Source organism: Pseudomonas sp. GW821-FHT01C01 (assembly GCF_059422645.1).
In genome coordinates this window covers 39,120-64,154 of the sequence record NZ_JBWKXF010000012.1, presented here as the reverse complement: position 1 = coordinate 64,154, position 25,035 = coordinate 39,120, and the positions used below count along the sequence as shown (strand labels likewise).

General features: G+C 55.7%; 23 protein-coding genes and 2 other RNA genes. 14 read left to right on the top strand and 11 right to left on the bottom strand.

What is annotated here, in order from left to right; translation table 11 throughout:
- The first annotated feature begins 12 nt into the window (after window positions 1–12).
- Window positions 13–561 carry an adenine phosphoribosyltransferase gene (locus AC07XF_RS11025; protein WP_007985920.1) on the top strand — a complete coding sequence of 183 codons (549 nt, stop codon included), beginning with the start codon at window positions 13–15 and terminating at the stop codon, window positions 559–561.
- Window positions 562–667: 106 nt separating this feature from the next.
- On the opposite strand, the gene AC07XF_RS11020 is transcribed toward AC07XF_RS11025, so the two are convergent.
- The 5 genes from AC07XF_RS11020 to dnaX all read right to left on the bottom strand — a co-directional run bounded on the left by AC07XF_RS11020 (window position 668) and on the right by dnaX (window position 6,474).
- Window positions 668–1,816, bottom strand: a complete 1,149-nt coding sequence (locus AC07XF_RS11020; RefSeq protein ID WP_495026504.1) for an acyl-CoA dehydrogenase family protein — start codon at window positions 1,814–1,816, stop codon at window positions 668–670.
- Window positions 1,817–1,996: 180 nt separating this feature from the next.
- Window positions 1,997–2,599 carry a recombination mediator RecR gene (recR, locus tag AC07XF_RS11015; protein WP_007985916.1) on the bottom strand — a complete coding sequence of 201 codons (603 nt, stop codon included), beginning with the start codon at window positions 2,597–2,599 and terminating at the stop codon, window positions 1,997–1,999.
- Window positions 2,600–2,678: 79 nt separating this feature from the next.
- The gene (gene curA, locus AC07XF_RS11010; RefSeq protein WP_495026503.1) at window positions 2,679–3,713 is read right to left on the bottom strand and encodes an NADPH-dependent curcumin/dihydrocurcumin reductase; all 1,035 of its coding nucleotides are present in this window, start codon (window positions 3,711–3,713) and stop codon (window positions 2,679–2,681) included.
- A 272-nt stretch (window positions 3,714–3,985) separates the two neighbouring features.
- A complete protein-coding gene (locus AC07XF_RS11005) occupies window positions 3,986–4,324 on the bottom strand; it encodes a YbaB/EbfC family nucleoid-associated protein (RefSeq protein ID WP_007995811.1) in 339 nt (112 codons plus the stop codon).
- Window positions 4,325–4,392: 68 nt separating this feature from the next.
- Window positions 4,393–6,474, bottom strand: a complete 2,082-nt coding sequence (dnaX, locus tag AC07XF_RS11000; protein ID WP_495026502.1) for a DNA polymerase III subunit gamma/tau — start codon at window positions 6,472–6,474, stop codon at window positions 4,393–4,395.
- A 123-nt stretch (window positions 6,475–6,597) separates the two neighbouring features.
- Between dnaX and AC07XF_RS10995 the strand changes: the two genes are divergently transcribed.
- Complete coding sequence (locus AC07XF_RS10995) at window positions 6,598–7,395, top strand: substrate-binding periplasmic protein (protein ID WP_495026501.1); 798 nt, start codon at window positions 6,598–6,600, stop codon at window positions 7,393–7,395.
- 59 nt (window positions 7,396–7,454) lie between these two features.
- Here AC07XF_RS10995 and ffs (AC07XF_RS10990) read toward each other — a convergent pair.
- An RNA gene (ffs, locus tag AC07XF_RS10990) (signal recognition particle sRNA small type) lies at window positions 7,455–7,551 on the bottom strand.
- 122 nt (window positions 7,552–7,673) lie between these two features.
- Here ffs (AC07XF_RS10990) and AC07XF_RS10985 point away from each other — a divergent pair.
- The 11 genes from AC07XF_RS10985 (at window position 7,674) to AC07XF_RS10935 (ending at window position 18,736) form a co-directional block, all read left to right on the top strand.
- Entirely contained in the window at window positions 7,674–8,969 is a 1,296-nt protein-coding gene (locus AC07XF_RS10985) for a tyrosine-type recombinase/integrase (protein WP_495026500.1), read from the top strand.
- A 116-nt stretch (window positions 8,970–9,085) separates the two neighbouring features.
- A complete protein-coding gene (locus tag AC07XF_RS10980; RefSeq protein ID WP_495026499.1) occupies window positions 9,086–9,289 on the top strand; it encodes a hypothetical protein in 204 nt (67 codons plus the stop codon).
- Window positions 9,290–9,347: 58 nt separating this feature from the next.
- Window positions 9,348–10,055 (top strand): phage antirepressor KilAC domain-containing protein, encoded by a 708-nt coding sequence (locus AC07XF_RS10975; RefSeq protein WP_495026498.1) that lies wholly within the window; start codon window positions 9,348–9,350, stop codon window positions 10,053–10,055.
- A 7-nt stretch (window positions 10,056–10,062) separates the two neighbouring features.
- Window positions 10,063–10,215: a hypothetical protein gene (locus AC07XF_RS10970; RefSeq protein WP_495026497.1), complete on the top strand. Its 153-nt coding sequence runs from the start codon at window positions 10,063–10,065 to the stop codon at window positions 10,213–10,215.
- Between the two features lie 360 nt (window positions 10,216–10,575).
- Window positions 10,576–11,427, top strand: coding sequence for a helix-turn-helix domain-containing protein (locus tag AC07XF_RS10965; protein ID WP_495026496.1), 852 nt, complete (start codon window positions 10,576–10,578; stop codon window positions 11,425–11,427).
- Window positions 11,428–12,803: 1,376 nt separating this feature from the next.
- On the top strand, window positions 12,804–13,187 hold the full coding sequence (locus AC07XF_RS10960; protein ID WP_495026495.1) for a hypothetical protein: 384 nt from the start codon (window positions 12,804–12,806) through the stop codon (window positions 13,185–13,187).
- 15 nt (window positions 13,188–13,202) lie between these two features.
- Window positions 13,203–13,751: a hypothetical protein gene (locus AC07XF_RS10955; RefSeq protein ID WP_495026494.1), complete on the top strand. Its 549-nt coding sequence runs from the start codon at window positions 13,203–13,205 to the stop codon at window positions 13,749–13,751.
- Between the two features lie 587 nt (window positions 13,752–14,338).
- Entirely contained in the window at window positions 14,339–14,821 is a 483-nt protein-coding gene (locus AC07XF_RS10950) for a GNAT family N-acetyltransferase (RefSeq protein WP_495026493.1), read from the top strand.
- Window positions 14,822–15,537: 716 nt separating this feature from the next.
- Window positions 15,538–16,266 (top strand): recombinase family protein, encoded by a 729-nt coding sequence (locus AC07XF_RS10945; protein ID WP_495026492.1) that lies wholly within the window; start codon window positions 15,538–15,540, stop codon window positions 16,264–16,266.
- Window positions 16,267–16,658: 392 nt separating this feature from the next.
- Window positions 16,659–18,290 carry an AAA family ATPase gene (locus AC07XF_RS10940; RefSeq protein WP_495026491.1) on the top strand — a complete coding sequence of 544 codons (1,632 nt, stop codon included), beginning with the start codon at window positions 16,659–16,661 and terminating at the stop codon, window positions 18,288–18,290.
- A gap of 230 nt (window positions 18,291–18,520) precedes the next feature.
- Window positions 18,521–18,736: a hypothetical protein gene (locus AC07XF_RS10935; protein WP_495026490.1), complete on the top strand. Its 216-nt coding sequence runs from the start codon at window positions 18,521–18,523 to the stop codon at window positions 18,734–18,736.
- Window positions 18,737–18,866: 130 nt separating this feature from the next.
- Here the strand turns inward: AC07XF_RS10935 and AC07XF_RS10930 are convergent, their stop codons facing one another.
- Both AC07XF_RS10930 and AC07XF_RS10925 read right to left on the bottom strand, forming a co-directional pair.
- Entirely contained in the window at window positions 18,867–19,364 is a 498-nt protein-coding gene (locus tag AC07XF_RS10930) for a hypothetical protein (protein ID WP_495026489.1), read from the bottom strand.
- Window positions 19,365–19,450: 86 nt separating this feature from the next.
- Window positions 19,451–19,891 carry a hypothetical protein gene (locus tag AC07XF_RS10925; RefSeq protein WP_495026488.1) on the bottom strand — a complete coding sequence of 147 codons (441 nt, stop codon included), beginning with the start codon at window positions 19,889–19,891 and terminating at the stop codon, window positions 19,451–19,453.
- A 172-nt stretch (window positions 19,892–20,063) separates the two neighbouring features.
- Here AC07XF_RS10925 and AC07XF_RS10920 point away from each other — a divergent pair, with 172 nt between their 5' ends.
- Window positions 20,064–20,747: a hypothetical protein gene (locus tag AC07XF_RS10920; protein ID WP_495026487.1), complete on the top strand. Its 684-nt coding sequence runs from the start codon at window positions 20,064–20,066 to the stop codon at window positions 20,745–20,747.
- A gap of 158 nt (window positions 20,748–20,905) precedes the next feature.
- On the opposite strand, the gene ffs (AC07XF_RS10915) is transcribed toward AC07XF_RS10920, so the two are convergent.
- The 3 genes from ffs (AC07XF_RS10915) to ligA form a co-directional block, all read right to left on the bottom strand.
- Window positions 20,906–21,002, bottom strand: an RNA gene (gene ffs / locus AC07XF_RS10915) — signal recognition particle sRNA small type.
- A 160-nt stretch (window positions 21,003–21,162) separates the two neighbouring features.
- Window positions 21,163–22,326 (bottom strand): zinc-binding metallopeptidase family protein, encoded by a 1,164-nt coding sequence (locus AC07XF_RS10910; RefSeq protein ID WP_495026486.1) that lies wholly within the window; start codon window positions 22,324–22,326, stop codon window positions 21,163–21,165.
- Window positions 22,327–22,479: 153 nt separating this feature from the next.
- Window positions 22,480–24,837, bottom strand: coding sequence for an NAD-dependent DNA ligase LigA (gene ligA, locus AC07XF_RS10905; RefSeq protein WP_495026485.1), 2,358 nt, complete (start codon window positions 24,835–24,837; stop codon window positions 22,480–22,482).
- Window positions 24,838–25,035: the final 198 nt, after the last annotated feature.

Sequence of the window (25,035 nt, the reverse complement as noted above, 5' to 3'; positions counted from 1 at the left end):
GATTCTTCGACTATGGCCTTCGACTCCTTCGACATCAAATCCCTTATCCGCCCTGTCATCGACTTCCCGAAACCGGGTGTGATCTTTCGCGACATCACCCCGCTGTTCCAGTCGCCCACGGCCCTGCGCCTGGTGATGGACAGCTTCGCTCATCGTTATGTCGAGGCTGACTTCACCCATATCGGCGCCATGGACGCCCGTGGCTTCCTGATCGGTTCGGTACTGGCCTATCAGTTGAACAAGCCGCTGGTGCTGTTCCGCAAGCAAGGCAAACTGCCGGCTGACGTGCTGGCCGAGGGCTATGCGACCGAATACGGCGAAGCCTTCCTGGAAGTGCACGCCGACAGCTTGTGCGAAGGCGATTCAGTGGTGATGTTCGATGATCTGATCGCTACCGGCGGCACCCTGATTGCCGCAGCGAACCTGATCCGCCGCATGGGCGCGCGGGTGCATGAAGCGGCAGCGATTATCGACCTGCCGGAGCTGGGTGGCTCACAGCGCCTGGAAGACATGGGCATTCCTACGTTCTGCCTGACGCAGTTTGCGCTGACCGACAAGTAAGCGGCGCCTTCCAAACCGCCTTCGCTGGCAAGCCAGCTCCTACAGTCGAGCGCGCCCCGTAGGAGCTGGCTTGCCAGCGAAAGCGTCAGCCGCCACACCGCCAAAATCAAAGCCCCATCTGCTTGCTGATGATCTCGTTCATCACTTCCCGTGTACCACCGCCAATCGACAGGATCCGGTTGTCGCGGTACAGCCGCTCCACCAGACTCTCGCGCATGTAACCCAGCCCACCCAGTATCTGCACCGCATCGTTGACGATCCGGTCTGCCGTATCCGTCGCAAAATTCTTGGCCATGGAAATCTCCTTGATCACGCTCTGCCCCGCCGCCATTTTCGCGGCCTGGCGGTAAGTGAACTCCCGGGACACTTCCAGCGCGGTCGCCATCTCGGCGAGGCGATGCTTGATCACCTGAAACTTGCCGATCGGTTTGCCAAAGGCTTCGCGCTGGCGCGCCCATTTCAGGCTTTCTTCCAGCGCAAGCTGTGCGGTCATGTTGGCCATCAACGCCAGGGCCAGGCGCTCACTCTGAAAATTGCCCATGATGCAGGCAAAACCCATGTTCTCGGCGCCGATCAGATTTCCTGCGGGCACCGGGCAATCATCAAAGAACAGTTCAGCCGTGTCTGACGCCCACCAGCCCATTTTCTTCAACTGCCGTCCTACGGTGAAACCGGGCGTGCCCTTCTCGATCAACAACAGGCTGATGCCAGCGAAACCTGGCTCGCCAGTGCGCACCGCGACGGTATAGAAATCCGCGCGCACGCCGCTGGTAATAAAGGTTTTGCTGCCACTGACCCGGTAAAAATCGCCGTCGCGCACGGCACGGGTTTGCAGGTTGGCGACGTCGGAGCCACCGCCGGGCTCGGTGATGGCCAGGGCGCTGATCTTCTCTCCCGCCAGCACCGGCGGCAGCACACGATCACGCACTTCGGGGCGGGCCCACTTGAGAATGGGCGGCAAGCCGATATCCAGCGAACCCAGGCCGGCAACCAACCCACCGGAGCCGCAGCGCATCAACTCTTCACTGGCGGCAATTTTGGCGAACAGATCCCCCTCATGGCTACCTCCGTAAGCTTCGGGGTAACCGATACCGAGAATCCCCGCCGCGCCGGCCTTGAGATAGAGCTCGCGAGGAAAGCTTTCGGCTTCTTCCCACTGCTCGATATCAGGAAGAATCTCGCGCTCGACGAAACGTCTGACGCTGTCACGGACCAATTGGTGGCTGGGGTCGAAGTATTCCTGAAAGGCAGACATCGGCGAGCTCCACTGTAGGGGTCAGTGAAGTTAACCGAGCGCTTGCTTGGTTTTCAACAGGATTGTGTGAACCAGCGACACCGAGGTGCCTGGTTCGCTGGCAAGCCAGCTCCTACAGGAAATCACTAACCCATGTAGGAGCTGGCTTGCCAGCGAAGGCGTCAGCCCGAACAACTCAAATCACAGAGAAATCGGCTTACGCCCCGCAAACGAATGCGCCAGCGTGCCGCCATCCACCAGCTCCAGCTCACCACCGAGCGGTACGCCGTGGGCGATGCGCGAGGCGATCAGGCCTTTGCTGCTGAGCAATTGGGCAATGTAGTGCGCGGTGGCTTCACCTTCCACGGTCGGGTTGGTGGCCAGGATGACTTCGGTGAAGGTACCCGCCTCTTCGATCCGCGCCATCAATTGCGGAATGCCGATGGCTTCCGGGCCCAAACCGTCGAGCGGCGACAGATGCCCCTTGAGCACGAAATAGCGGCCGCGGTAACCGGTCTGCTCCACCGCATAGACGTCCATCGGGCCTTCCACCACGCAGAGCAAGGTGTCGTCGCGACGGGTATCGGCGCATTGCGGGCAGAGATCATCTTCAGTCAGCGTACGGCACAAACGGCAGTGGCCGACCCCTTCCATCGCCTGGCTCAAGGCCAGTGCCAGTCGTGAACCACCGCTGCGGTCACGTTCGAGCAACTGCAACGCCATGCGCTGGGCGGTTTTCTGACCCACGCCGGGCAAAATTCGCAGGGCGTCGATCAGTTGGCGAATCAAAGGGCTGAAGCTCATGGTGGAAAAGTCCGACAAAACAACGAGACGCGGTTTATACCCGCGCCTCGGTTTAGCGTCAAATTGCAGCGTCAATTACTCAGTCCCGGGAAACCCGAACCACCAATTTGCCGAAGTTACGGCCCTCCAGCAGGCCGATGAACGCGTCGGGAGCCTGTTCCAGGCCATCGACCACGTCCTCGCGGAACTTCACCTTGCCATCACGTACCCACGGCACCATGGCGCTGAGGAATTCCGGTTGGCGATCACCATAGTCATCGAACACGATGAAGCCCTGGATGCGCACACGCTTGGTCAACAGCGTGCGCTGCAACAGTGGCAGGCGATCCGGACCGCTCGGAGCTTCTTGGGCGTTGTAGGAGGCAATCAGGCCGCAGAGTGGAATCCGCGCCTTGGGGTTGAGCAATGGCTGCACGGCGTCGAATACCTTGCCACCGACGTTTTCATAATAAATGTCGATGCCCTTGGGACAGGCCTGTGCCAGCTCATCAGCAAAGTCCGGGCTCCTGTGGTCGATGCAGGCATCGAAGCCCAGTTCTTCGACGACATAACGGCACTTTTTCGCACCACCCGCCACGCCGACCACGCGCAGGCCTTTGATCTTCGCAACCTGGCCGACCACCGAACCCACCGCGCCAGATGCGGCCGCCACCACCAGGGTTTCGCCGGCCTTGGGCTGGCCGATGTCCATCAAGCCCATGTACGCGGTCATGCCCGGCATGCCCAGCACCCCGAGGGCCATCGAAGGACTGGGCAGGCCTTTGGGCACCGGGATGATGCTGCGCCCGTCATTGATGCTGTGGCTTTGCCAACCGGTGGCACCGACCACCAGATCACCTTCCTGAAACTTCGGATTGAGGGAACGCTCGACCCGGCTGACCGCGCCCCCGGTCATGACTTCGCCGATTTCCACCGGTGCCGCATAGGACGGTGCATCACTCATACGTCCGCGCATGTAGGGATCCAGCGACAGGAAAACGGTCTTGAGCAGCACCTGACCGTCGGCCAGATCCGGTAGCGCCACCCGCTCCATGCGGAAGTTTTCCGGCGTTGGCGCGCCGACAGGGCGAGAAGCCAGGACAATACGTTGATTGAGGGGAATGGGGTCGGACATGGCAGCGTCTCCTGTGATCGATGGGGTTCAGTGATATAGGGAGCAGACCTTTGTGGCGGTTTGGCGTTCGATGATTATTCAGCAAGACCGGGGCGACTTCTTCGCGAGCAAGCCCGCTCCCACAGTGGGTTTGTGTACGACGCCCCCCCCTGTGGGAGCGGGCTTGCTCGCGAAGGCGACTTCACAGGCACCGCATCCCTGTCAGCCAGAAACAAAAATGCCAGGCGCAATGCCTGGCATTTTTTGTAGCTCATTTGCCGCCTGAAGGCGAATCAGAACGGCAGTTTCATGCCCGGTGGCAGTTGCATGCCGGCAGTCATGCTACCCATTTTTTCCTGGCTGTTGGCTTCGATCTTGCGTACGGCGTCGTTGACCGCGGATGCGATGACCGCTTCCAGCATTTCCTTGTCGTCTTCGCTCATGCCTTCGACCAGGCTCGGGTCGATGGTGACGCTCTTGACGTCATGACGACCGGTCATCACCACGGTGACCATATCGCCACCGGCCTTACCGGTGACTTCGGCGTTGGCCAGCTCTTCCTGCATCTTGGCCATTTTTTCCTGCATCTGCTGCGCCTGCTTCATCAGGCCGGCCATGCCACCTTTCATCATGGTAATCACCTCAAAAGTACTTGGATCAAAACAGCGCCCGGCGGAGTGTAGCCGAGCGCCTTCAGTTATTAGCCCTGAGTGACCAGGGCGTCGACAGGTTCAATAGTATCGTTACGGACCACCGCACCGAACTGCTGCATCATTTGCTGGATGAACGGATCACCGTGGATCGATTCCTCCGCCTCGCGCTGACGGTTGGCGCGGCGACGGGACGCCGCTTGTGCCGGGGTTTCCTGCTCGGGCTTGATCAGCTCGATGCTCAGGGTCAGCGTGCGCTGGTGATACTGGTTCAGCGCATCGTTGAGGCGACGCTGTTGAGTGGCGTTGAACAAGGCACTGTGGGCCGGGTCCAGGTGCATCAGCCAATTGTCGCCATCCACCGCGATCAACGTACAGTTGGCGGCGATGCTGCCGGTCATGCCGGAGATCGGCAATTTCGGGAACAGTTCCAGCCATTGCAGGGCCAGACCGGTCGCCGGCATCGCTGCGGGTTCCGGCTCGGGCTCCGGAACCGGGTCGGCGGCATGTTCGCTGGCCAGTTCATCGAGGTAACTGTAGGCCGAATCCATGTCCGGCTCGATGTAATCCTCGTCCAGCGGTGGTTCGTCATCCAGGTCCATGCCCGGCGTCGCGGCATCGACGTCGGCCACCGAAGGTTCCGGGATTGGCGCGGCGGCCCACTCCGGGGCGTCCGGCACCACACTGTCCGGCGTCGGCAATGGCATCGGCGGTAATTCGGGTTGTTCGCTGGCGGTTTCCAGCACCGGTTCCACTGCGGGCTGCTGAACGGGTGCGGGCTCGACCGGGTCATTCCACGGCAGGTCGACAACCTCTTCGACCACGACCGCTTCAACCACAGGCGCAGGCGCAGGTTCTGGCACAACGACCGGCGCCACCGGTTCCGGTGCTGGCGCTGGAGCCGCCACTGGCGCAGCCACTATCGGTGCAACGGCCGTAGCGGCTACCGGCGCAACGACCTGCGCGGCAGCCACTGAATTTGCGGAATCAACTGTGGCCTGGCTGATCCCCACTGGCTTTAGCGGTTGCCTCGGGGCATCCGCGGTGTCTGCGGGCCGGAACGCCAGCATCCGCAGCAATACCATTTCAAAACCGCCCCGGGGATCCGGCGCCAGCGGCAAGTCGCGGCGGCCGATCAGGCCCATCTGGTAGTAGAACTGCACGTCTTCGGCCGGCAAGGCCTGGGCCAGTGCCAGCACGCGATCACGGTCGCCGTGACCGTTATCGACCCCTTCCGGCAAGGCCTGGGCAATGGCAACGCGGTGCAGCACATTGAGAATTTCCGAGAGCACGCCATTCCAGTCCGGGCCTTGTTCGGCCAAGTGGCGGACGGCTTCGAGCAACGCCCTGGCATCGCCTTCGATCAGCGCATGCAGGACATCGTAGACCTGCCCGTGATCAAGGGTCCCGAGCATCGCCCGCACGTCGGCGGCCATGACCTTGCCCTCACCGAAGGCAATCGCCTGGTCGGTCAGGCTCATGGCATCACGCATCGAGCCGTCGGCGGCACGGCCCAGCAACCACAGCGCATCGTCTTCGAACGGCACGTTCTCGACGCCCAGCACATGGGTCAAATGCTCGACGACGCGTTCCGGCGTCATGTTCTTCAGGGAGAACTGCAGGCACCGCGACAGAATTGTTGCAGGAAGTTTCTGCGGGTCGGTCGTGGCCAGGATGAACTTGACGTAGGGTGGCGGCTCTTCGAGGGTTTTGAGCAGTGCGTTGAAGGAATGGCTGGAGAGCATGTGCACTTCGTCGATCAGGTAGACCTTGAAGCGCCCACGGCTCGGGGCGTACTGCACGTTGTCGAGCAACTCGCGGGTGTCTTCGACCTTGGTGCGGCTCGCGGCGTCGATCTCGATCAGGTCGACAAAGCGGCCTTCATCGATTTCGCGGCACACCGAGCATTCGCCACAGGGGGTCGAAGTGATACCTGTTTCACAGTTCAGGCATTTGGCAATGATCCGCGCGATGGTGGTCTTGCCGACCCCCCGGGTACCGGTAAACAGGTACGCGTGGTGCAGCCGCTGGCTGTCCAAGGCATTGATCAGAGCCTTGAGCACATGGGTCTGGCCGACCATTTCGCGGAACGAGCGCGGACGCCATTTACGTGCAAGAACCTGATAACTCATCGAAAACCGTCGCAGCGAAGGAAGCAGAAGCGGCTAATGCTAGCGGAGCAAGGCACAAATTGCATCCGGTGCGCTCGTGTATTCTGGCTAAGCTGCACATCGGAGGCATTTAATGGAGTGTTTATGCGGCTGGCCTTGGGGACATTGCTGTTGATCAGCCTGGACGGCGTGGCCGCGCAAGCGCCGCTGCGCTTCGTGATATCCGACAGTTGGACCATGCCCATGGTGCAACTTGAACGGGGCCAACCGACCCAGGGCATCCTGTATGACGTGATGGTCAGCCTCGCGACTCAGGTCGGCGTACCGGCCGAATTCCATGTGCTGCCCCGCGGGCGGGTGCAAAACGCCATGGAGCAAGGCGAGGTCGATGTCCGTTGTTATGCCGCGCAATCGTGGCTGCCCAAACCGTCCGGCGATTATCTCTGGAGCATCCCCCTGTTCACTCAACCTGACTTGTTGATCACCCGGCATACGCCGCCCACCGCAGTCAAACCCGCCGACATACCGCAACAGTCCATTGGCACCGTGCTGGGTTACAGCTACCCGACCCTGCAACCGCTGTTCGACGGCGGCCAACTGCATCGCGACGACGCCCGCAATCAGGAACAAGTGCTGGAAAAACTCCTGGCCGGCCGCAATCGCTATGCCGTCAGCAATCAATGGAGCCTGGACTGGTTCAATCAACGCCTGCTGCCGGAGAAGCAACTGCAAGGCGTGGCGGTGCTGCAGGAACACCGTATCGGTTGCTACGTGCGCAACGACCCGCAAGTCCCGGTGCAGCGCATTCTGAGTACCCTGGTACAGATGAAGATGTCCGGGGAGATCGATGAGATTGTCCGGCTGTATATCGGTGGCGAGCCAGCGGCTGTCGATAAATCGGAAACGACAAAAAACCGCCCCGGACAAAGTCCTGGCAGCTAGCGTACGTTGGTTTCAGAAAGATAACGCGAGAGAACACTCGCGCGGCGTTAAGGTGGTAACCCTACCAGCCACACCCCGGCACACAATGTCACCGCTGCGGCTGCTCCCTTCCAGGCCTGACCGGGTTCACGGCTGATCGTTGCGATGCTTCTAAATCAAGGGTTTTGGCGTTATCGGGTTGTTCCTACCTTCTGTGTTCAAGGTGATCACAGGCAGTCAAAAAATCGGGGTGTAGCCAGCACTGTCACACTTTGCTGTAACACTTTGGTGTCACACCCATGGCCTACATGATCAAGCGCGGGGCGCTCTATTACCTCAATCTCAAGCTGCCCAAGCACCTCTTCCCGAGGTGTAACACTTTACGTTTGAGCCTGAACATCCGGCAGCGGCAGAGCGCCCTGTTCCTCGCTGCTTCACTCGCCCGACAAGTCCACAGCCACCTGAACGCACACCCTATGGCAGAACTTAAGACGCTGCGTAGGCTGTGTTCGGAGTGGCGGGACGCTGCCCCCTCACCAACGATCCAACCTGCCGCACGGAAGGCCCCAACCAGTACAGTGATGCTGCACACCGACGGCCCGACCCTCGCTGCCCTTTCCAAGCTCTATATAGAAGAGGGAAAACGTGGCGGTACATGGCGTGAGGTCAGCACGCACGAAGTTGAACGCTCATTACGAGATTTGTTCGAGCTGATGGGCGACATGCCCGCCGAAGCATTCGACGTACAGCAAGCCCGACTGTTGAAAGATCGTCTGAGTCGCTGCCCGCAATACTTCGGCCTACGCCCTGAATATGAAGGCAAGACCCTCAAGCAGGTCGTGGAATCTGGCGCCAACTACAAGACCATCACCGCCGTTACCGTGAACAATCGCTTACGCAAACTCTCTGCGTTCCTGAACTGGTGCAAGTCGAACGGTTACGTCGCGGACAATCCGCTGGTGGGACTCAAGGTAATGACGGGGTCAGCCAAGGAGGCCCGACTGTCTTTTGATCGACACGACCTGACCACTCTGCTCGATCTGGACGCACTTAAGGCTCAAGCCCGAAAACATCCATGGCGTTACTGGTTGCCGCTCCTTGGGCGAGCCACCGGGGCACGACTGGAAGAACTCTGCCAACTACGTGTGGACGACCTCATCGAACAACAGGGCATCCAGTGCATCCGCATCGATGACAGCCGCGAAGGCCAGAACCTGAAGAACTCCAGTAGCAGACGTGTACTGCCCTTGCACCCTGCCCTGATCGACTTGGGGCTGTTGCAGCACGTTGAATCAGTCAAGACCACCGGAACAGATCGCCTGTTTCCCGAACTGGAAGCAGTACGTGGGAAGCTGGGCCATGCACCGTCGAAGTGGTTTGGTCGGTACAAGACCAAGCAGGGCATCACCGACCCGAGAAAGACGTTCCACAGTTTCCGCCACACACTCATTGACGACCTGCGCGACGCAGGTGTGCAGGACTCGCTGATCAAACGAATAGCCGGGCACGAGGACGGTGCAGTGACCTTCAGCATATATGGCAGTCGCTCCCCGTTGAAGGCGATGGCGGAAGCACTGCAACGGATAGAACTGTAAACATATAACCCAAACTGGGTCGCATCGGAATTTCATATCCATGAAGTACGCCCTTGCGACCCCGCACCACCTTTAACACCAACTCACTACCCCTCTCCTAAACTCCAGATTAGCCAATGGAACGCACTTACCGTGGTTTCCTGACGGATGAAGAGTTCGTTGCAATCTTGGATAACGGCAAGGACTTGTACTTCCACGCGGATGACTTGCGTGAGCGTCTACCGAAGTACGCGGCTTACCGGGATGAGCAACGAGAAAAGCAGATGGCAGAGTATCAAGCAGAGATGCAGAAGTACTTGAACGAACAAAAAGCAGAATAAGAAATTTGCCGCCTGCAAAGCGGGCGGCTTTATACGCCCCGGAGGGCACCAGGAATACATGAAACAAGTAACAACTGTAATGGGCGATAGTCCAGTAACAATGAGCAGCGTTGAGCTTCACAAGCTGACAGGGAAGAACCATGCGGATGTCATGCGAGACATTCGCAAAATGCTGAAGCAGTTGGGCGATGAGGAAGGACACAGCAAATTTGCTGGCTCCTATTTGAGCGAGCAAAACAAGTCACTGCCATGCTTCAACCTCCCTCGACGGGAAGTAGACATCCTGCTCACCGGCTACAGCATCCCGCTCCGTGCCAAGGTCATCGACCGCTGGCGTGAGCTGGAAAGTGAAGTGGTGAAGCCAGTTAATCTGTCAGACGCATCAGCCCTCCGTGGTTTGCTGCTGGGTTACACCGAACAAGTGTTGAAACTGGAACACAAGATCACTGAGGACAAACCGAAGGTTGAATACTTCGATGATGTTCGTGACTCTACTAACACACAGACCATCGGTGAATTTGCGAAGGTCTTGAAGTTCGGTGAGAAGAAGTTGTTTAAGTGGATGCGTGAGTCAGAAATCCTGATGACTGACAACAAGCCATACCAGAAACACTTGGACGCTGGACACTTCCGCGTTCTTGATAAGGCTACAACTAAGGCAGATGGTAAGAAGATTACTTACACCCAGACGGTTCTTACCGGCAAGGGTAAACAGTACATCCAGAAGCGCCTGAAGAAAGCTGGTAATCCAGACCTATCGGAGTAACAGCCCGATGTACCGCGATGCCGTTGAATACAAGCCGGGGCATTACCTTGCTCCGGGGAGTAAAGCCCTGGAGCTTTACAAAGAAAAGAAGTGGAAAGAGTTAGAAGCACTTCTAAAAGAAACTGATGCCGCTTGGCGGAAGCGGGAAAGACGGACTTGACTGACGACAACATTGACACGGTACTGGCAAAGCACTTGCCGCACTGGGCGAAAAACAAGTTAAACCGAGTCTAGGAGTAGTACAATCGCCCAAGAGTGCGATGGATTAAGTGTGAATTTGTCGTCCGATTACCCATTATTATTTTCTTGACGCCCCATTTCCACGATGTATCATCCGCATCCCCAGTCGCAAAGGCTGGACACAGCAACACCTCCCCTACCTGACAACCACCTCGCATGTTCAAGCCAATAGGCCTCTGAGCAGAGCGGGTTAAGTACTGCCTGCAATAAGGGCCATGCGTTCCAAACTTACAATAGCCGGAGCACTTCGAGGGTTTGCACATGCACTAACAACATCACAATGAGTAACATCAATATGAAGTCGCACCTCCTTAATAGCTACACTACCAGGATACTTACCCAGTCCGAACTCAAAGAGCTGGACGCACGCATTGCTGCCAACGCCAATAAATGGCTGGAAGCTAACGCACCACTAATCATGTCTAAGACTACTCGAAGGCAGAAAAGCACTTGCGGCCGACAAGTTAAGATGATCCCGAACCCGTTCTTTGGATTCATCGGCCCCTACACGTACTGGGAACGTTACCCGGTGTTTGCCCAAGACATCACAGAGGGTGTTGCACGGTTGGATTGGCATGATCGCTCTATCGGCGAAGGAGGAAAGTCTACGCCGTTGTCGGTACGCAATCTGGCAGTGATTCTCGCATCCCTCCCCTTCGTAACCACCGAGGCCGTACAAGACCTGCTGCAACTAGGGGAGAGGCACGCCAGGCGTTACGTGAAAGCAATTGAATTGATTATTCCGTGGATGATGAAGAGTCGCCCCCGCTCCCTTCTCAGCGAAATGGAAGGCATCGAGCCCGAGCAAAAAGCTTGCGAGTGGCAAGACTGGGATGAGTCGAACACTCCAAGCCCTGAAGAGCTGGACAAGTTACACCATGACTTGCGAACACAGACCCAGTACAAGACAGCCGAAGAATACGAAGCGGAGTTGGAATACAAAACCTCCATGCCAACAATCATCGCCTTCCCAACCCGTCAGCAGCACCCGAAGAAAACCCAGGTGATGCAGATGCTGATGGATGGAGTGAAGGGCAAAGCCATTGAGCGAGAAACTGGCGTGTCTGCGAAGACGATCAGGAAGTGGCGCGACGAGATGTCCGCTGCACAAGGCGAGTTGCAGGCTGCCTGACACGCCCCCCGCCGGAGAGAGGGGGGAGTAATTCGGCCGCATGTATCAAAGGCAAGTGCCAACTTCCGCCAAAGGGCGGAATGGGGCACAATCGCTAAAGCGGAGCTTTGAGATTAGCTACTTCTATAACATATTTAACCTGTGACGTTACCGTCACAGATAATAATTAGTGCCCGAGGCACGGATTACAACTCTATATAATTAAGGGGAGAGATGGGGCAACAAGCCCCTCCCCGCTCTTGATCTTGATCTTGATCTTGATCTTGATCTTGATCTTGATCTTGATCTTGCCGTTAACTGTGCAGAGAACTGTAGAGATGATTACTTCGTGACGGAACGTCACAATACACCTGCACAATTAAAGTCAAAAGCTTTGGGGCTTTATGGCCCCTCTTCTCTGATTAAATAGTATGCCGTCAGGCAAGATAACAACTCTACTATGTAGGGTACAGTGGTGCAGCAGCACCCTGATCTTGATCTAGCCCCTAACTGTACTTATAACTTTAAAGCTAACTACTGTGTGACGAAGCGTCACCACTTACATCCACAATCAAGATCAAAAACTTGCGGGGCTTCTACCCTGCCCCATTTCATCTACCAACTCGCCGATAGGCATTGGATAACAACTCTAAAACAAACTAAATAGAAACAATCTTTTATGCGTGGATCTTCTTGAGGTGCAGAAGTTATGCAGGCGAGCAAGTAATCGACATTCACAAAGCCCTCCTGAATGCAACTATTTTTCCATGAATGTATTGACAAAATGCACTTTCCATGCTATTATTTATCGATTTACAAGTAAATCGAGATACTAATCTCCTTCCCTCGCAACACTACAAAACATCCCAGCCTGCTACGTCATAGTTCGGACCATTCCTTTCCAACTATGTCGCACAACCTCGTTTCCGATTCCGAGGCAGAATGATCGGCTTAGTTGTACATTGATAGGCTTGGAGTTCGCGAGATTTCAACAGTCTTCAATGTCCCGCCTCGGCCAGAGGTACAACGAACTGGCCACTAATTCGCTCTGCAATAGAGCAAATACCGCACTTGCCCATAACGAGTGCAGTACACCCGGCAGCACCACTACCCCGTAATCTCATCCCGAGAGCGGGGTCTATTTCCCCGTAATAAACTTTATCAAACATACCAGAGGTAATTAACATGGCAAAGCGCCGACCGCTCCGCCTTCACACCTGCTCGTCTTGCAGCCGCAACTTCTACAGTCGCTCCCCCCTTAGCAGATTCTGTTCAGTACAGTGTCAGGTGAGAACTTGGAGAGCCAACAACAAATCCACCCAAGAACAACTTGAACGGGAATTCATCGCCCAAGAATCGAAGAAGATCAACGAATCAGAACCGCAGGAAGCAGCATAATGACAAGTAACAACATTTGGTTTGAGGTGGATAAAAGCAACGGGGCAATCATGTCCTACTGCTTGCAACTTCCCACCACCCTATCCAGCACGTGCGATTACATCGAGGCAACCAAAGACGAACTACTCTACTTATCAGCCTTGGAAGACGCCATCTTCGCCCCAGGCACTGTAGCTATGCTGAGTGATCTAACAGAGCACCGGACCCGAGTAGCAGCGGCAAAGAAGGCCAAGGCAACACCAACTACCAAGACCACCCACAAGACCCCACAAGAGCCTTCTAAGGGCGATAGCAAGCCTAACAGCATCAGCCCAAAGACAAATAACGAAAATGCCAAGGCAAGCCTTATAAGCACCTTACGCAAGCACCGTTCACGCAAGTAAACAATGAAACCCAACATGACTATTACAAAGCACCATAACTACGACACCGAAGTTGTCGAGTTCTTCAAACACGATGATGAAGCGTTACAGAAACTCATCGCGCAGCGGGAAGTTGATTACTTTCGCCGCAGTGAATCCTTACTCCACCCACAGATTGGGGTGCACATAAGTTGGTCCAGTGATCAACCAATGGCTGCGGCTCTTAAAGACCTAACCGAACTTTTGCTGAAAGGCTATAACGTAGTAACAGCCTACTCCAAGCCTCTTGACTTTAACGTACAACTTCGGAAGCCGGATTCTCTTATCGATTCTGACCTGATTAATATTACAGAGCAGGCGAAGACTGACTACGACGAAGATCGGTATGCCCGGAACGCGGAAGAAACAAAGCGTCAGATTGCTTTTACTGTAGCCCGTGAAATGCGGGAAGCAGAAGCAACAGCAGCCAAAGCCGCAGCAGATAAGTTAGCCGCCATCCAGGGTGCCGCTCTGGCGGATTTACTCGCTGCCTACTCCAAACCTACCAAGGCTAAGACCAAGAAGGCAGACGAGGTAGCAGCGTGAGCCAGGAGAACCCAACAAGACTGCTGGGCGTGAACTTCACGGACGACGAGTTCCACCAACTTAACGGTCACGCACGCAAGCACAAGATGCCCGTGCGTGATTTCGTGGAGTACATGGTCCGGTGCTACTTAACCTCGGTGCAGCAGGAGCAACGGGGCAAGGCGAGATAATCGCCCCTCAGATAGGTCCGACATTAGTAGGCGACGGCCAAACTGGTATTGCATCTCGACTATGGGGCGGCGTGGGTGAGGCACCACCTGCAAACACACCAGAGGCATCCCCACCAACAGCGATGATTGTGGATGTTACTGGTCTATAGCAGAGAACAGGGCGCGGTCAGATTTTTACCAGTTGTGATATCTGGACAGTCAACTTACCCTTACCCATCCTATCAAAACAAAATCTCTTACACTAAATAGCCTTGGCATAAGCGAAAACTAACACACTAAAGAAATAGCAACTTTCTTATTAGTGCAAGAGAAAGCATTTTAGTTATATAAAAACGTTAGTGTACGAGAAAAAATCTGCTTGACTTCATCATCAAGCCCTGCTTTTCTGGATATAAACCAGCACTTGGAGAACCAGAAATGATCGACAAAAAACCTGCCCTTAATGCCTCTGAAGATGATTGGAACGAGTACGCAGAATACAGTTGCGAATACCTCACGTCGAAGCTCCGTCCGTTTCTAATGGAAGGCTTCGGTTATAAGGAACGGTGGGTGAAGCAGAGAATAAGTTTAGGATTAGGTTCAACAATCAACGCATATACACATAGGTACGACCTTTACCTTCGCCTTTTTCCAAGACCCGAAGCCGGCTGGCCACGAGAGACACTTGTAATTGCACGGATAGGTTTCAAGGATGAACGAAAAGGTCATGGCCGTAGTTTGTTGACGTTTATTACGGGACTTGCCTCTGAGATAGGATATCAGCATATCGCCATAGAGTGTGCTAACGAGAACTCCAGTGCTTTTGGCAAACGCTTTGGTCTTCAACCAATGGACGAACGTAAAAGTAACTGGATCGGCTCCGTTGGCGATGTACGGCGAGCACTTGGGCAATCTACATAGTCCAAGGGACGGGAACTCAAGTCTGTCGAAATCAATTCTACGTTGTAGCTGGCCACTGAGCAGAACTATCAAGGAAGTAATCGAGTATCTGTTCCCCATAGGTGGCCCAGCAACATCTGGTGGCATCTTGTAGCACGTCAAGCCCGCTGTTTGTGGGACCTACACTACAGCCGGGTCAAGCAAAGCCCTCGCGACACGCGGTTTTCCCGCAGTCGTGGCAGATTTCCCCACACCAGCCTGAGTACAGCACCAGGAATTGCCAGACCTGCACTACAGCGGGGTGGTCAGTCATTTACGTGTGGGGATCAAGGGGCTGCACCAACCCCTTGACCGTCACCCCAGTCAGTCGTCCCGCTGATCCCTCACGTGTTCCCAGACCGCCCGCAGAGTCTCGTGCAATACCGCCCTGAGTACCCACAGCCATACCGCTTTGAAGAGTTGTCGCATGGTTATTTCCTTATTCCGGTGACACCCCTGCACGGATCTTAAGCTGGTCGGGTACCGGGTTCAAAGTCACGCCATGTGGATAGGTCTGTATCGAGCTGGAGTGTGTATACGGGCTCTGGTGCGGCAATCAGACAAGCGGTCTACCAAACCACCTTGCAGGGCCATCCAGTACGACCAAAAGTCCCGGTTAAAAACATTTTACAACTGTTGATCGGTCGTTCTAACAGTTGTAAAATTTACTCATCAGCCCAGCTAACGGAGTTACCAGCATGGAAGTTGTCGCCTACTACCGCGTATCCACGAAAGGCCAGGGTGAATCCGGCCTCGGTCTCGATGCACAGCGGGAGTACGTGAAATTCGCTGCCGAGCAGCAAGGATGGACGGTGGTGGCTGAGTTTGAGGACGTGGGCATATCCGGCTCGATTCACCCACTGGAGCGTCCAGCGGGGGCCAAAGCCTTCGCTGATGGTCGGCCTGTAGTCGTTGCCAAACTGGATCGGATGAGTCGAGATGTTGAACACATCGCTGGCCTGATGAAGCGCCACAAGTTCCGGGTAGCCACGATGCCCACCGCTGATACGTTCCAACTGCATATATACGCGGTATTGGCTGAACAGGAACGCACGTTCATCAGCGAACGCACCAAGGCCGCATTGAAGTCCTTGGAAGCGCGTGCAGCTAGTGGTGACGAAGAGGCAGTGCAGAAGATCAGCAACCGCTCCCAAGCTCTCGCCAAGGGCCGTAGCACGTTGAACCGCACCAAAGGCCATGATACCCAGCGCCAGCAGGCGGACGACCGTGCAGCCTTGGTTAAGGACGCCATCAGGTTGTGCATCATTGATGGAGCAACTAGCCTCCAGGCAGTAGCCGATTGCCTTATCTCTCGCAACATTCCCACCGCCCGTGGTGGTCAGTGGTCCCCTACCGCCGCCATGCGTGTGATGCAGCGTCTCGGATTGGAGTTGAATAAGGTCTGCACCACGTCTGTAAGCTCCTAGGAAGCGATTGCAGCGTGACTAGTAGCCGCCTCTGGGCGGCTATTTCTTGCCAGGATATTTCAGAAAGATAGGCGCTGACAGCGAGGTGGCACGGGAATGGCTCTTAACCTCGATCAAGCCTGTGCGGGAATCCGCCGATCTGCTGGATTCTCCGCCCTGATATTCCGCCACGGACTCACAGGCGATATTCGATCCTAGGCAACGACCGACAGCGAACGGCCAGAACTGGTCATTCCATGGGCTACATTCATATTCTGAGAAAGGAGATTTTTTGCAGATATGCGAATGCCCGCAGCATAACTCTCTGGAAATATGATTTACCTACGGTTCGGCTTGTCTTCGATTCGGCTACCATCAAGAACTCTTGATAGAGCGATATCGAAGGATCCGACGTGCAAAGAGAAGAAAGCGCTGTGCTAGCAGCAATGCAAATCCCAACGCAGCAAGGGACCATCCAAGTCGTCGTGAAGGCTGGACGACCTGTTTTTATTTTAGGGCGCAACGGGACTGGAAAGTCAGCTCTTGTGAATAATCTTGCGGCACAGTGGGGAGGGCAATGCGTCTATATGCCTGGGTCTCGGCCAAGCTATTTCGATCACGAAAGCTTATCCATGACTCCCGCTTCTCGGCGGGACTTTGGTACTAATGTTCACTATTACAACTCTCCAGACACCAGATGGAAGTCCTTAGCTGGCACAACTCGAAACGAGAAAGCCATTCACGACCTTCAAGCGGCTGAAACTCAGTATAAACTAGACGCAGCCAATCAGATTAAAGCCGAGGGAGCAGGATCTTCGGCGATTGCGCGACTTCAGGCTGATGATTCCCCCCTGGATATCGTCAACTCAGTATTGTCTCAAGCCAATCTGGCAGTGCAAATTGAGGTCGCTGGCGGCGAACTGCGAGCAAGCCAGGCCGGTTCGTTGTACAGCTATGCACGGATGTCCGACGGGGAGCGATCCGCACTTATTTTTTCAGCCGAGGTGGTTGCGGCACCATCAGGCACGGTCTTCCTGATTGACGAGCCTGAACTTCATCTTCATCCATCGATCGTAATCGCACTTATCAAGGCGCTGATACTGACGCGCCCCGACTGCGGTTTCGTGGTTTCTACCCACGAACTTGAGTTACCTATTGCCACTCAAGTCGGGGAGATCGTTTTAGTGCGCGGCAGCGTATGGCGGGATGGCAATATCTCTTCATGGGATGTTGATGTCATCCATGATCCAGAGCAAATTCCAGAATGGTTATGGGTCGATGTGATCGGTGCTCGACGCAAAATTCTTTTCATTGAAGGAAATGATAGAACGAGCTTGGATCAACCGTTGTACTCGCTCCTCTTTCCGGCAGTTTCGATTAGAGCGCTGGAGTCTTGTAAAGACGTTATGAGAGCTGTTGAAGGTCTTCGCGCGGTGGAAGAAGCTCACCGAACAAGAGCATTTGGTCTCATCGATCATGATGGAATGTCCGAAGAGCAAATGAGGAGATTTGAAGAAGGGGGCATATATCCCCTGCCGATCTTTTCTGTTGAAAGCCTGATCTATTCTTCGGAAGCCCAAAGCGCGGTTGCCTTATTACAGGCAGAAACCTTAGGTGTCCCTCAACAAGAACTGTTGGATGATGCGAAGAGAGGCGCAATCGATTCGCTGAAAAGCGGGGGGAAGAAAGAACACCTCGCGAGTCGGCTTGCGGAGCGGCACATGCGAGACCGTCTGCTTTCAATGATACCTACACGTCAACAGTTGATGGATCAGGACGCTGCTGACATAGGTGTAACATTCAGATCGCCTTACCCCGATGAGCTTGAGCGCCTGTCAACACTGATTGAGACGGATAATTTACAGGAGATTGTGAGCAGGTATCCCGTTCGCGAATCTGGCATTCTGAATGGCATTGCTAAGGGCCTACGCTTCAACAGCCGTGACGACTATGAGAGAGCCGTGCTAAGACGCGTACGTGCAGACTCAAATCTGCGCAATACGCTAAAAATGAAATTGAACAATCTTGCTGCGCAGCTAGAGTGAGCTGAATCGGGACTACAGCAAACAACTTACATAATGGTGAGCTGCCTGTTTCCACAGGCAGTTTTGGAACGTCTTCTGCCGGTTATAACCAAGACGCGTGCTGGTCAAATCCGTTCCAGACTGGTCAGGTTGAACGCAAACATTTGGGCAGGCCTGAACAATAACCCAGCCAGTCCCAGTCAGCAGCATGATGAACTAGAATTCCGCATCACCACTCAAGGACGATAGCCATGTCGGATAATGAAGCCAGCATCGCCACAGCGGATGCTCTGACACTGCTCCTGCACAACCAACACGCCTTAGCTGCGGCCATCGAGGAAATGACCAATTGGCTCTCTGAGAATGGAGTTGGGATTGTTGCCGCTAACGCTACAGCGGCCATGGAAACGCTGGACATGAATGCTCAAGGCATCACAGACGCCATCTTGCGGCTACGCCAGTCGTAGGCATCATCTGAGGATCGGACCAGCCTCAAAATTATAGGATCACATCGATAGTTGTACTGCTCTAGCGGCGAGGGTTTGGATTCGTGCAAAGCGGTCCTCGCCTTTTTCTGCTTATTGTGCAATCACCCAATTACTTCAACTTGCATGCCTGCAAGAATTTGTCCGTCTCCCGTGTAGATCCACCTGCTGAAACAGTTCCAGACCACTTGGAGTCGAACTCTTCTGACTGAAGCCCAAGTTGAACCACCGACTTCGCCTCACGGAGATCAGTCAATACCTTCAAGATTTCATCTTTCTCAAAGGTGACGTACTGAGCGTAATCGTTATTACGTTTGGCGCTCTGTGCTGTAAAACGGTGAATCTCACCCTTGTCAACCTTGATCAGAAGCTTCCAAGCCGAACTGTTCCGCCCCTCTGACCATTTTTCTTTCTGCAAGAGCGCGAGAGACAGGTTCTCGGAATCGCAGTCGAATGCAACCGATTGGGCGGGGCTTATGTCGCCGAGCATCATTGCTTTCTTGCCACCTGAGAAGATGTCGTCTTGTGTAGTTGTATACCAACCAGCACTGGCAGTTGTTGAAATGGCAATACCGATGGATGCAATCGCTGCCGCTACCCTTGCTTTCATGTCGTTACCCTTAGGAAAGATTGGGTAATATTATCGACTCTCTGGGCACGTTGCCATTACGTCGTACGCTCCCCAGGTGTCTTAGGTTACTGAACCGGAATCCATCCGTTGTTCTGGTAGCTGGCCCATATCTTTGTTGCCACGTAGAAAACCAGTCCTAGGAGCAAGAGAATATTTCGCGCCTTGTAGGCCCTGTTTCCCCTTCTGCGATATCGGGCGGTAATGCGAATAGGCCTAGCCTGCTTGGCCTCAGTGGGCGCTTCGTGGGCTCGTGTGTAAGCCAGCATTTCTTTTACCTTGAACTCCAATCGCAAATAACCGCAGATGGCGCTGAAAGTGAACACTGCCAGGCTTAGCAGTAGAAACGTTTCCTTGTTGATGCCTAGAGGCGCGTACGGATTGGTTTGGGCGAGGTAGGCACAAATCGCGAGGGATACGCCAAGAGTGAAATAATCAAGCTTGTTGGCAGCCTCCATGTGCAAGGTGCTTAGGTGGTCCGCTCGATCTAGTTCTAGTTTTTCTGCCATTCTCGTCTCTTGGGATACATCGTGTAGAAGCACGCGAGCTTAACGGGTGCAATGGCTACCTGCTCTGGACCTACGGCTTGTCCTCGCCAGGTGTTAAGCAGGGCCTTGGCTTACCTGATGGCTTACCTGGGCCAAATGCTATCTTGGGAGCATCAACCATGGAGACTGTGTGATGGGAGCAGATTTTGATGAAGGTAGTTTCAAGAAGGCCCGCAGCTTCCTGCTCGTCTTTTCCAGTTTGCTGCTGGTGCTATGGTATTTCAAGGCTGAGATGAATACCCTTTCCATCCTCGGCAACTCGATAAAATTCACCGCCAACACTCACGACACTTGGCTCCTCCTATCAGTCGCAAACGCCTACTTTTTCTTCCGATTCGTACAGCATCTTCCACCGAAATGGGCAGATCAGGGAGAGACCGCAACGAAATATTTCGAGCAGACATTAATCCGTATCACTCAAGCGCTATATAGTCGCGCAAACGCTCGATCAGCGATGGAACATTTCGATGCAAATCCTGAACACCAAACCTCGAAAGACATAAAGATTTACCCAACAGGGCACATGGATTATCGGGTGTCCCAAGGCCCAACAGGCGAGATGGATGGCGATCCAAGTTCAAGCGTGGTGCGATTTACGTTGCGATGCACCTACGTAGCTGAGAGCGGAAATCTTTGCACCGTGGATGGCTACCTAAACCGAGTGAAGCCCCACCGTTTGGTCATCCATTACAGTCGGGTAGCCGGCTTCATTAAGAATTTGTTCCTATCGCCCTGGTTCACAGAGCACATTTTCCCAATGCTCTTTGCTCTCTCCGCCACGGGCGTGGGCCTTTGGAGTTGGTGCGAAATACAATAGAGCGAAGTAGGGGCGTTGCCGAACGGTAGAGAGTTTGATGCAAGCACGATAATATGCCGCTTATGGTGCACCACTTAGGTGTACCTAAACGCTGTCACACTTCGAGATTTTTGACTGACAAATCCTTGTAGAGCCAAGGATTTAGAGATAGGTGGCGACCCTACCAGCCACACCCCGGCACACAATGTCACCGCTGCGGCTGCTCCCTTCCAGGCCTGACCGGGTTCACGGCTGATCGTTGCGGGGGGACCGATAGGGTCACCATAACGACGCTCACCTGTCGGTGAGCCGCGCCATTGTACCTATCTGAGACGAAGTTACAACCGTTCGGGCAGATTAAAAAACATGAGCCCGTTCAAGGACATGCGTTCTCCCGAAAAGATCGTCCAAACGCGACCCGAACCTGCGCCAGCGCCTACAGGGCCAATGCCTCGTCTGCCCTGCCGCCCTCCTGCTGAATCACCAGATGGATAAAGTGCAGCTTGGCGATCACCGCCGGCGGCAAGACGAACGGATAGAAATCCGGCTGCCCCATGCTGCGCGACAGCTCATTGAGCATGCCGGCCAGTTCGATCCACGCATTGACGAACGTCAGAAACGCCGCGCCACCGGGATGCTGCGGATCGTAAAGGGTGTCGGGTGGAAACGGCTGATAGTCGAAATCCATTTCCCGGGCGCTCATGCCAAAGCCCAGCGCGGTATCCACGGCGTCCATCATATGCAGGTAATGCGCCCAGGATTCCGCCCAATCTTCCCACGGGTGCATGGTCGCGTAGGCGCTGACGTAGTGCTGCTGCCAGTCGAGCGGCGCGCCCTGCTGATAATGCCGTTCGAGGGCATCGGCATAACGGGTGCGCTCATCGCCAAACAATCCACGAAACGACTCAAGCCAATGACTGCTGGCGATCAATCGATCCCAGTAGTAATGCCCGACCTCGTGACGGAAATGCCCGAGCAGCGTGCGATAGGGTTCGTGCATTTGCACCCGCACCTGCTCGCGATGGGCATCGTCGGCCTCCTTGATATCGAGGGTGATCAGCCCGTTGGCGTGGCCCGTGGTCGGCAGTTTGCCTTCCAGGTCGACGCCGATGAAGTCGAACGCCAACCCCGTTGCCTCGTCCACGGATTTCGGGATAACTGACAATCCCAGGCTGACCAACTGCGCGATCAGCCGACGCTTGGCGGTTTCCACCTTGCGCCAGCGTTCGTGATTGTCCGTGATCGACAGGTCGGGAATCGTGCGATTCAAGCTACAAGCCATGCACAAGGTTTCGTGATGATTAGCCGGGAGCAGCCAATTACACGCAGCGGGTGAATCGAGATTGGCGCAGCGGCGGAACGCACCAGCCTTCGGATCGGCGTCGAGCAACCAGGTGTCGGGGTGCTCACCCGGTTGCAGCGAAGATAAACGGCTTTGCTCAGACTGATATCCAAGGGCTGCCGAACACGCCAGGCACTGGCTGTTGCGAAAGAACAGCGACTGCCCGCAACGACAGGACCAGACTTTGCTGTTGCGCGAGCTTTCGCCCATGAACGGCGCGGCAATGCGCGAACTGAGCTGCTCGAAGAAACGGTACATGGCGATCTCTCCCTGGAGCTTGCCAAGACTAGATCATTCTCCCTTGCAGATCGTTCCAATTCTTGTGATGGGGCTGAGATCGCCATCGCTGGCAAGCCAGCTCCTACAAGGATCGCGTAAACCCTGTAGGAGCTGGCTTGCCAGCGAAGGACTTCACACCGAAATATCGTGCTCGCGCAGAAACTCGACAAACGCTTCTTCATCCAGCACCTTCAGGCCCAGCTCATTGGCCTTGGTCAACTTGGAGCCCGCGCCCGGCCCGGCCACCACGCAATGGGTCTTGGCCGATACGGAGCCAGCGACCTTGGCCCCCAGGCTTTCGAGTTTTTCCTTGGCGATATCGCGACTCATCAGCTCCAGCGAGCCGGTCAGCACCCAGGTCTGCCCGGCCAGCGGCAAACCTTCGACGACCTTCTTCTCGCTCTGCCAGTGCATGCCGAAATCGGCCAGTTGCTTCTCGGCCGCTTCAGCCATTTGGCGATTGGCCTCGACGGCAAAAAACTCACGAACCGAGTTGGCTTGTTTCTCCGGTAGTGCCTGGCGCATGTCCAGCCAGTCAGCACCGATCACCCCCTGCAGCGAGCCGAATTTGTCCGCCAGTTTCTGCGCCCCGCCCGGACCGACCGATGGAATATGCAGCTTGTCGAGGAAACCGCCCAATGTCGTACTCGCGGCAAACTCGGCCCCCAACTCGCCCTGATCCTGAATCTGCATGCCATGCCTGAGCAAATCGGCGATCACCCGCTGGTTATGTGCATCCTCGAAGAAGCTGTGGATCTCGTGCGCGACTTCCAGCCCGACATCCGGCAAGTACGTCAGCACCTGCGGCAAGGCCTGCTGCACCCGTTCCAGCGAACCCAGGGAGCGAGCCAGCACCTTGGCCGTCTCCTCGCCGACATCGGGAATCCCGAGGGCGTAGATGAACCGCGCCAAGCCCGGCTTCTTGCTGTCTTCGATGGCGCCAAGCAGATTCTTGCTCGACAGCTCGGCAAAGCCTTCCAGATCGACGATCTGCTCGAATGCCAGGGCGTACAGGTCGGCCGGCGAACTCACCAGGCCTTCGTCGACCAGTTGCTCAACGCTTTTCTCACCCAGGCCTTCGATGTCCATGGCACGACGGGAAACGAAGTGAATGATTGCCTGCTTGAGTTGCGCGCCACAGGCCAGGCGACCGACGCAGCGGTACACCGCGCCTTCGCTGATCGTCTCGCGGCCCTTGCTGCGCTTGATCAGTTGCGTGCGCTCGACATGGGAGCCGCACACCGGACACTGTTCCGGGATCTGCACGGGGCGCGCATTGTCAGGGCGGCGCTCCATGACCACTTGCACCACCTGCGGAATCACGTCACCGGCACGGCGAATGATCACCGTGTCGCCGATCATCAAGCCCAGGCGTGCAACTTCGTCCATGTTATGCAGTGTGGCATTGGCCACCGTGACGCCCGCGACCTTCACCGGTTTCAGACGCGCCACCGGCGTCACCGCCCCGGTGCGGCCGACCTGGAATTCCACATCGAGCAGTTCGGTCAATTCTTCCATCGCCGGGAATTTGTGGGCGATGGCCCAACGCGGCTCACGGGCGCGGAAACCCAGCTCGCGCTGGGAGGCAATACTGTTGACCTTGAACACCACGCCGTCGATTTCATAGGGCAGCGCGTTGCGCCGCTCACCGATGTCGCGGTAGTAATCCAGGCACTCGGCGATACCGTGCGCCAGTTTCAGCTCATGACTGATCGGCATGCCCCAGGCTTTGAGCTGCTGCAAATTGCCGATGTGCGTATCGGCAATGTCCGCCGACACCTGGCCGATGCCGTAGCAGCAGAATTCCAGTGGACGGTTGGCGGTGATCTTCGAATCCAGCTGGCGCAAACTGCCCGCCGCCGCGTTGCGCGGGTTGGCGAAGGTCTTGCCGCCGACTTCCAGTTGCGTGGCGTTGAGCCGTTCGAAACCAGCCTTGGACATGAACACTTCGCCGCGCACTTCCAGGGTCGCCGGCCAGCCAGTGCCGTGCAGCTTGAGCGGAATGTTGCGTACGGTGCGCACGTTGACGCTGATGTCTTCGCCAGTCGTGCCGTCGCCGCGCGTGGCGCCGCGCACCAGCACGCCATCCTGATACAGCAGGCTGACCGCCAGGCCATCGAGTTTGGGTTCGCAGCTGTATTCGACTGTTGCACCGCCACCGAACAGGTCGCCCGCCGGCAGGTCCAGGCCTTCGGTCACCCGGCGGTCGAACTCACGCATGTCGGTTTCTTCGAAGGCGTTGCCGAGGCTGAGCATCGGTACTTCGTGACGCACCTGGGTAAACGCCGACAGCGCCGCACTGCCCACTCGCTGGGTCGGCGAATCGCTGGTGATCAATTCGGGATTGGCCGCCTCAAGGGCCTTGAGCTCGTTGAACAAGCGATCGTATTCGGCGTCCGGAATGCTCGGCTCGTCCAGCACGTGATAACGATAGTTGTGCTGATCCAGCTCAGCGCGCAGCTCTAAAATGCGGTTCTTGGCGGCGGTCATAGGTGTTCTCTCATAAAGCAAAAGAGCAGCCGAGGCTGCTCAATTTTCTAAATACAGTAGCCCAAGGCTATGGACATTGTGGCGAGGGAGCTTGCTCCCGCTCGGCGGCGAAGCCGTCGTAAATCCTGCATCCGTGCTGAACCTGACACAGCGAGGGGGATGGTTTTGGGGCTGCTTCGCAGCCCAGCGGGAGCAAGC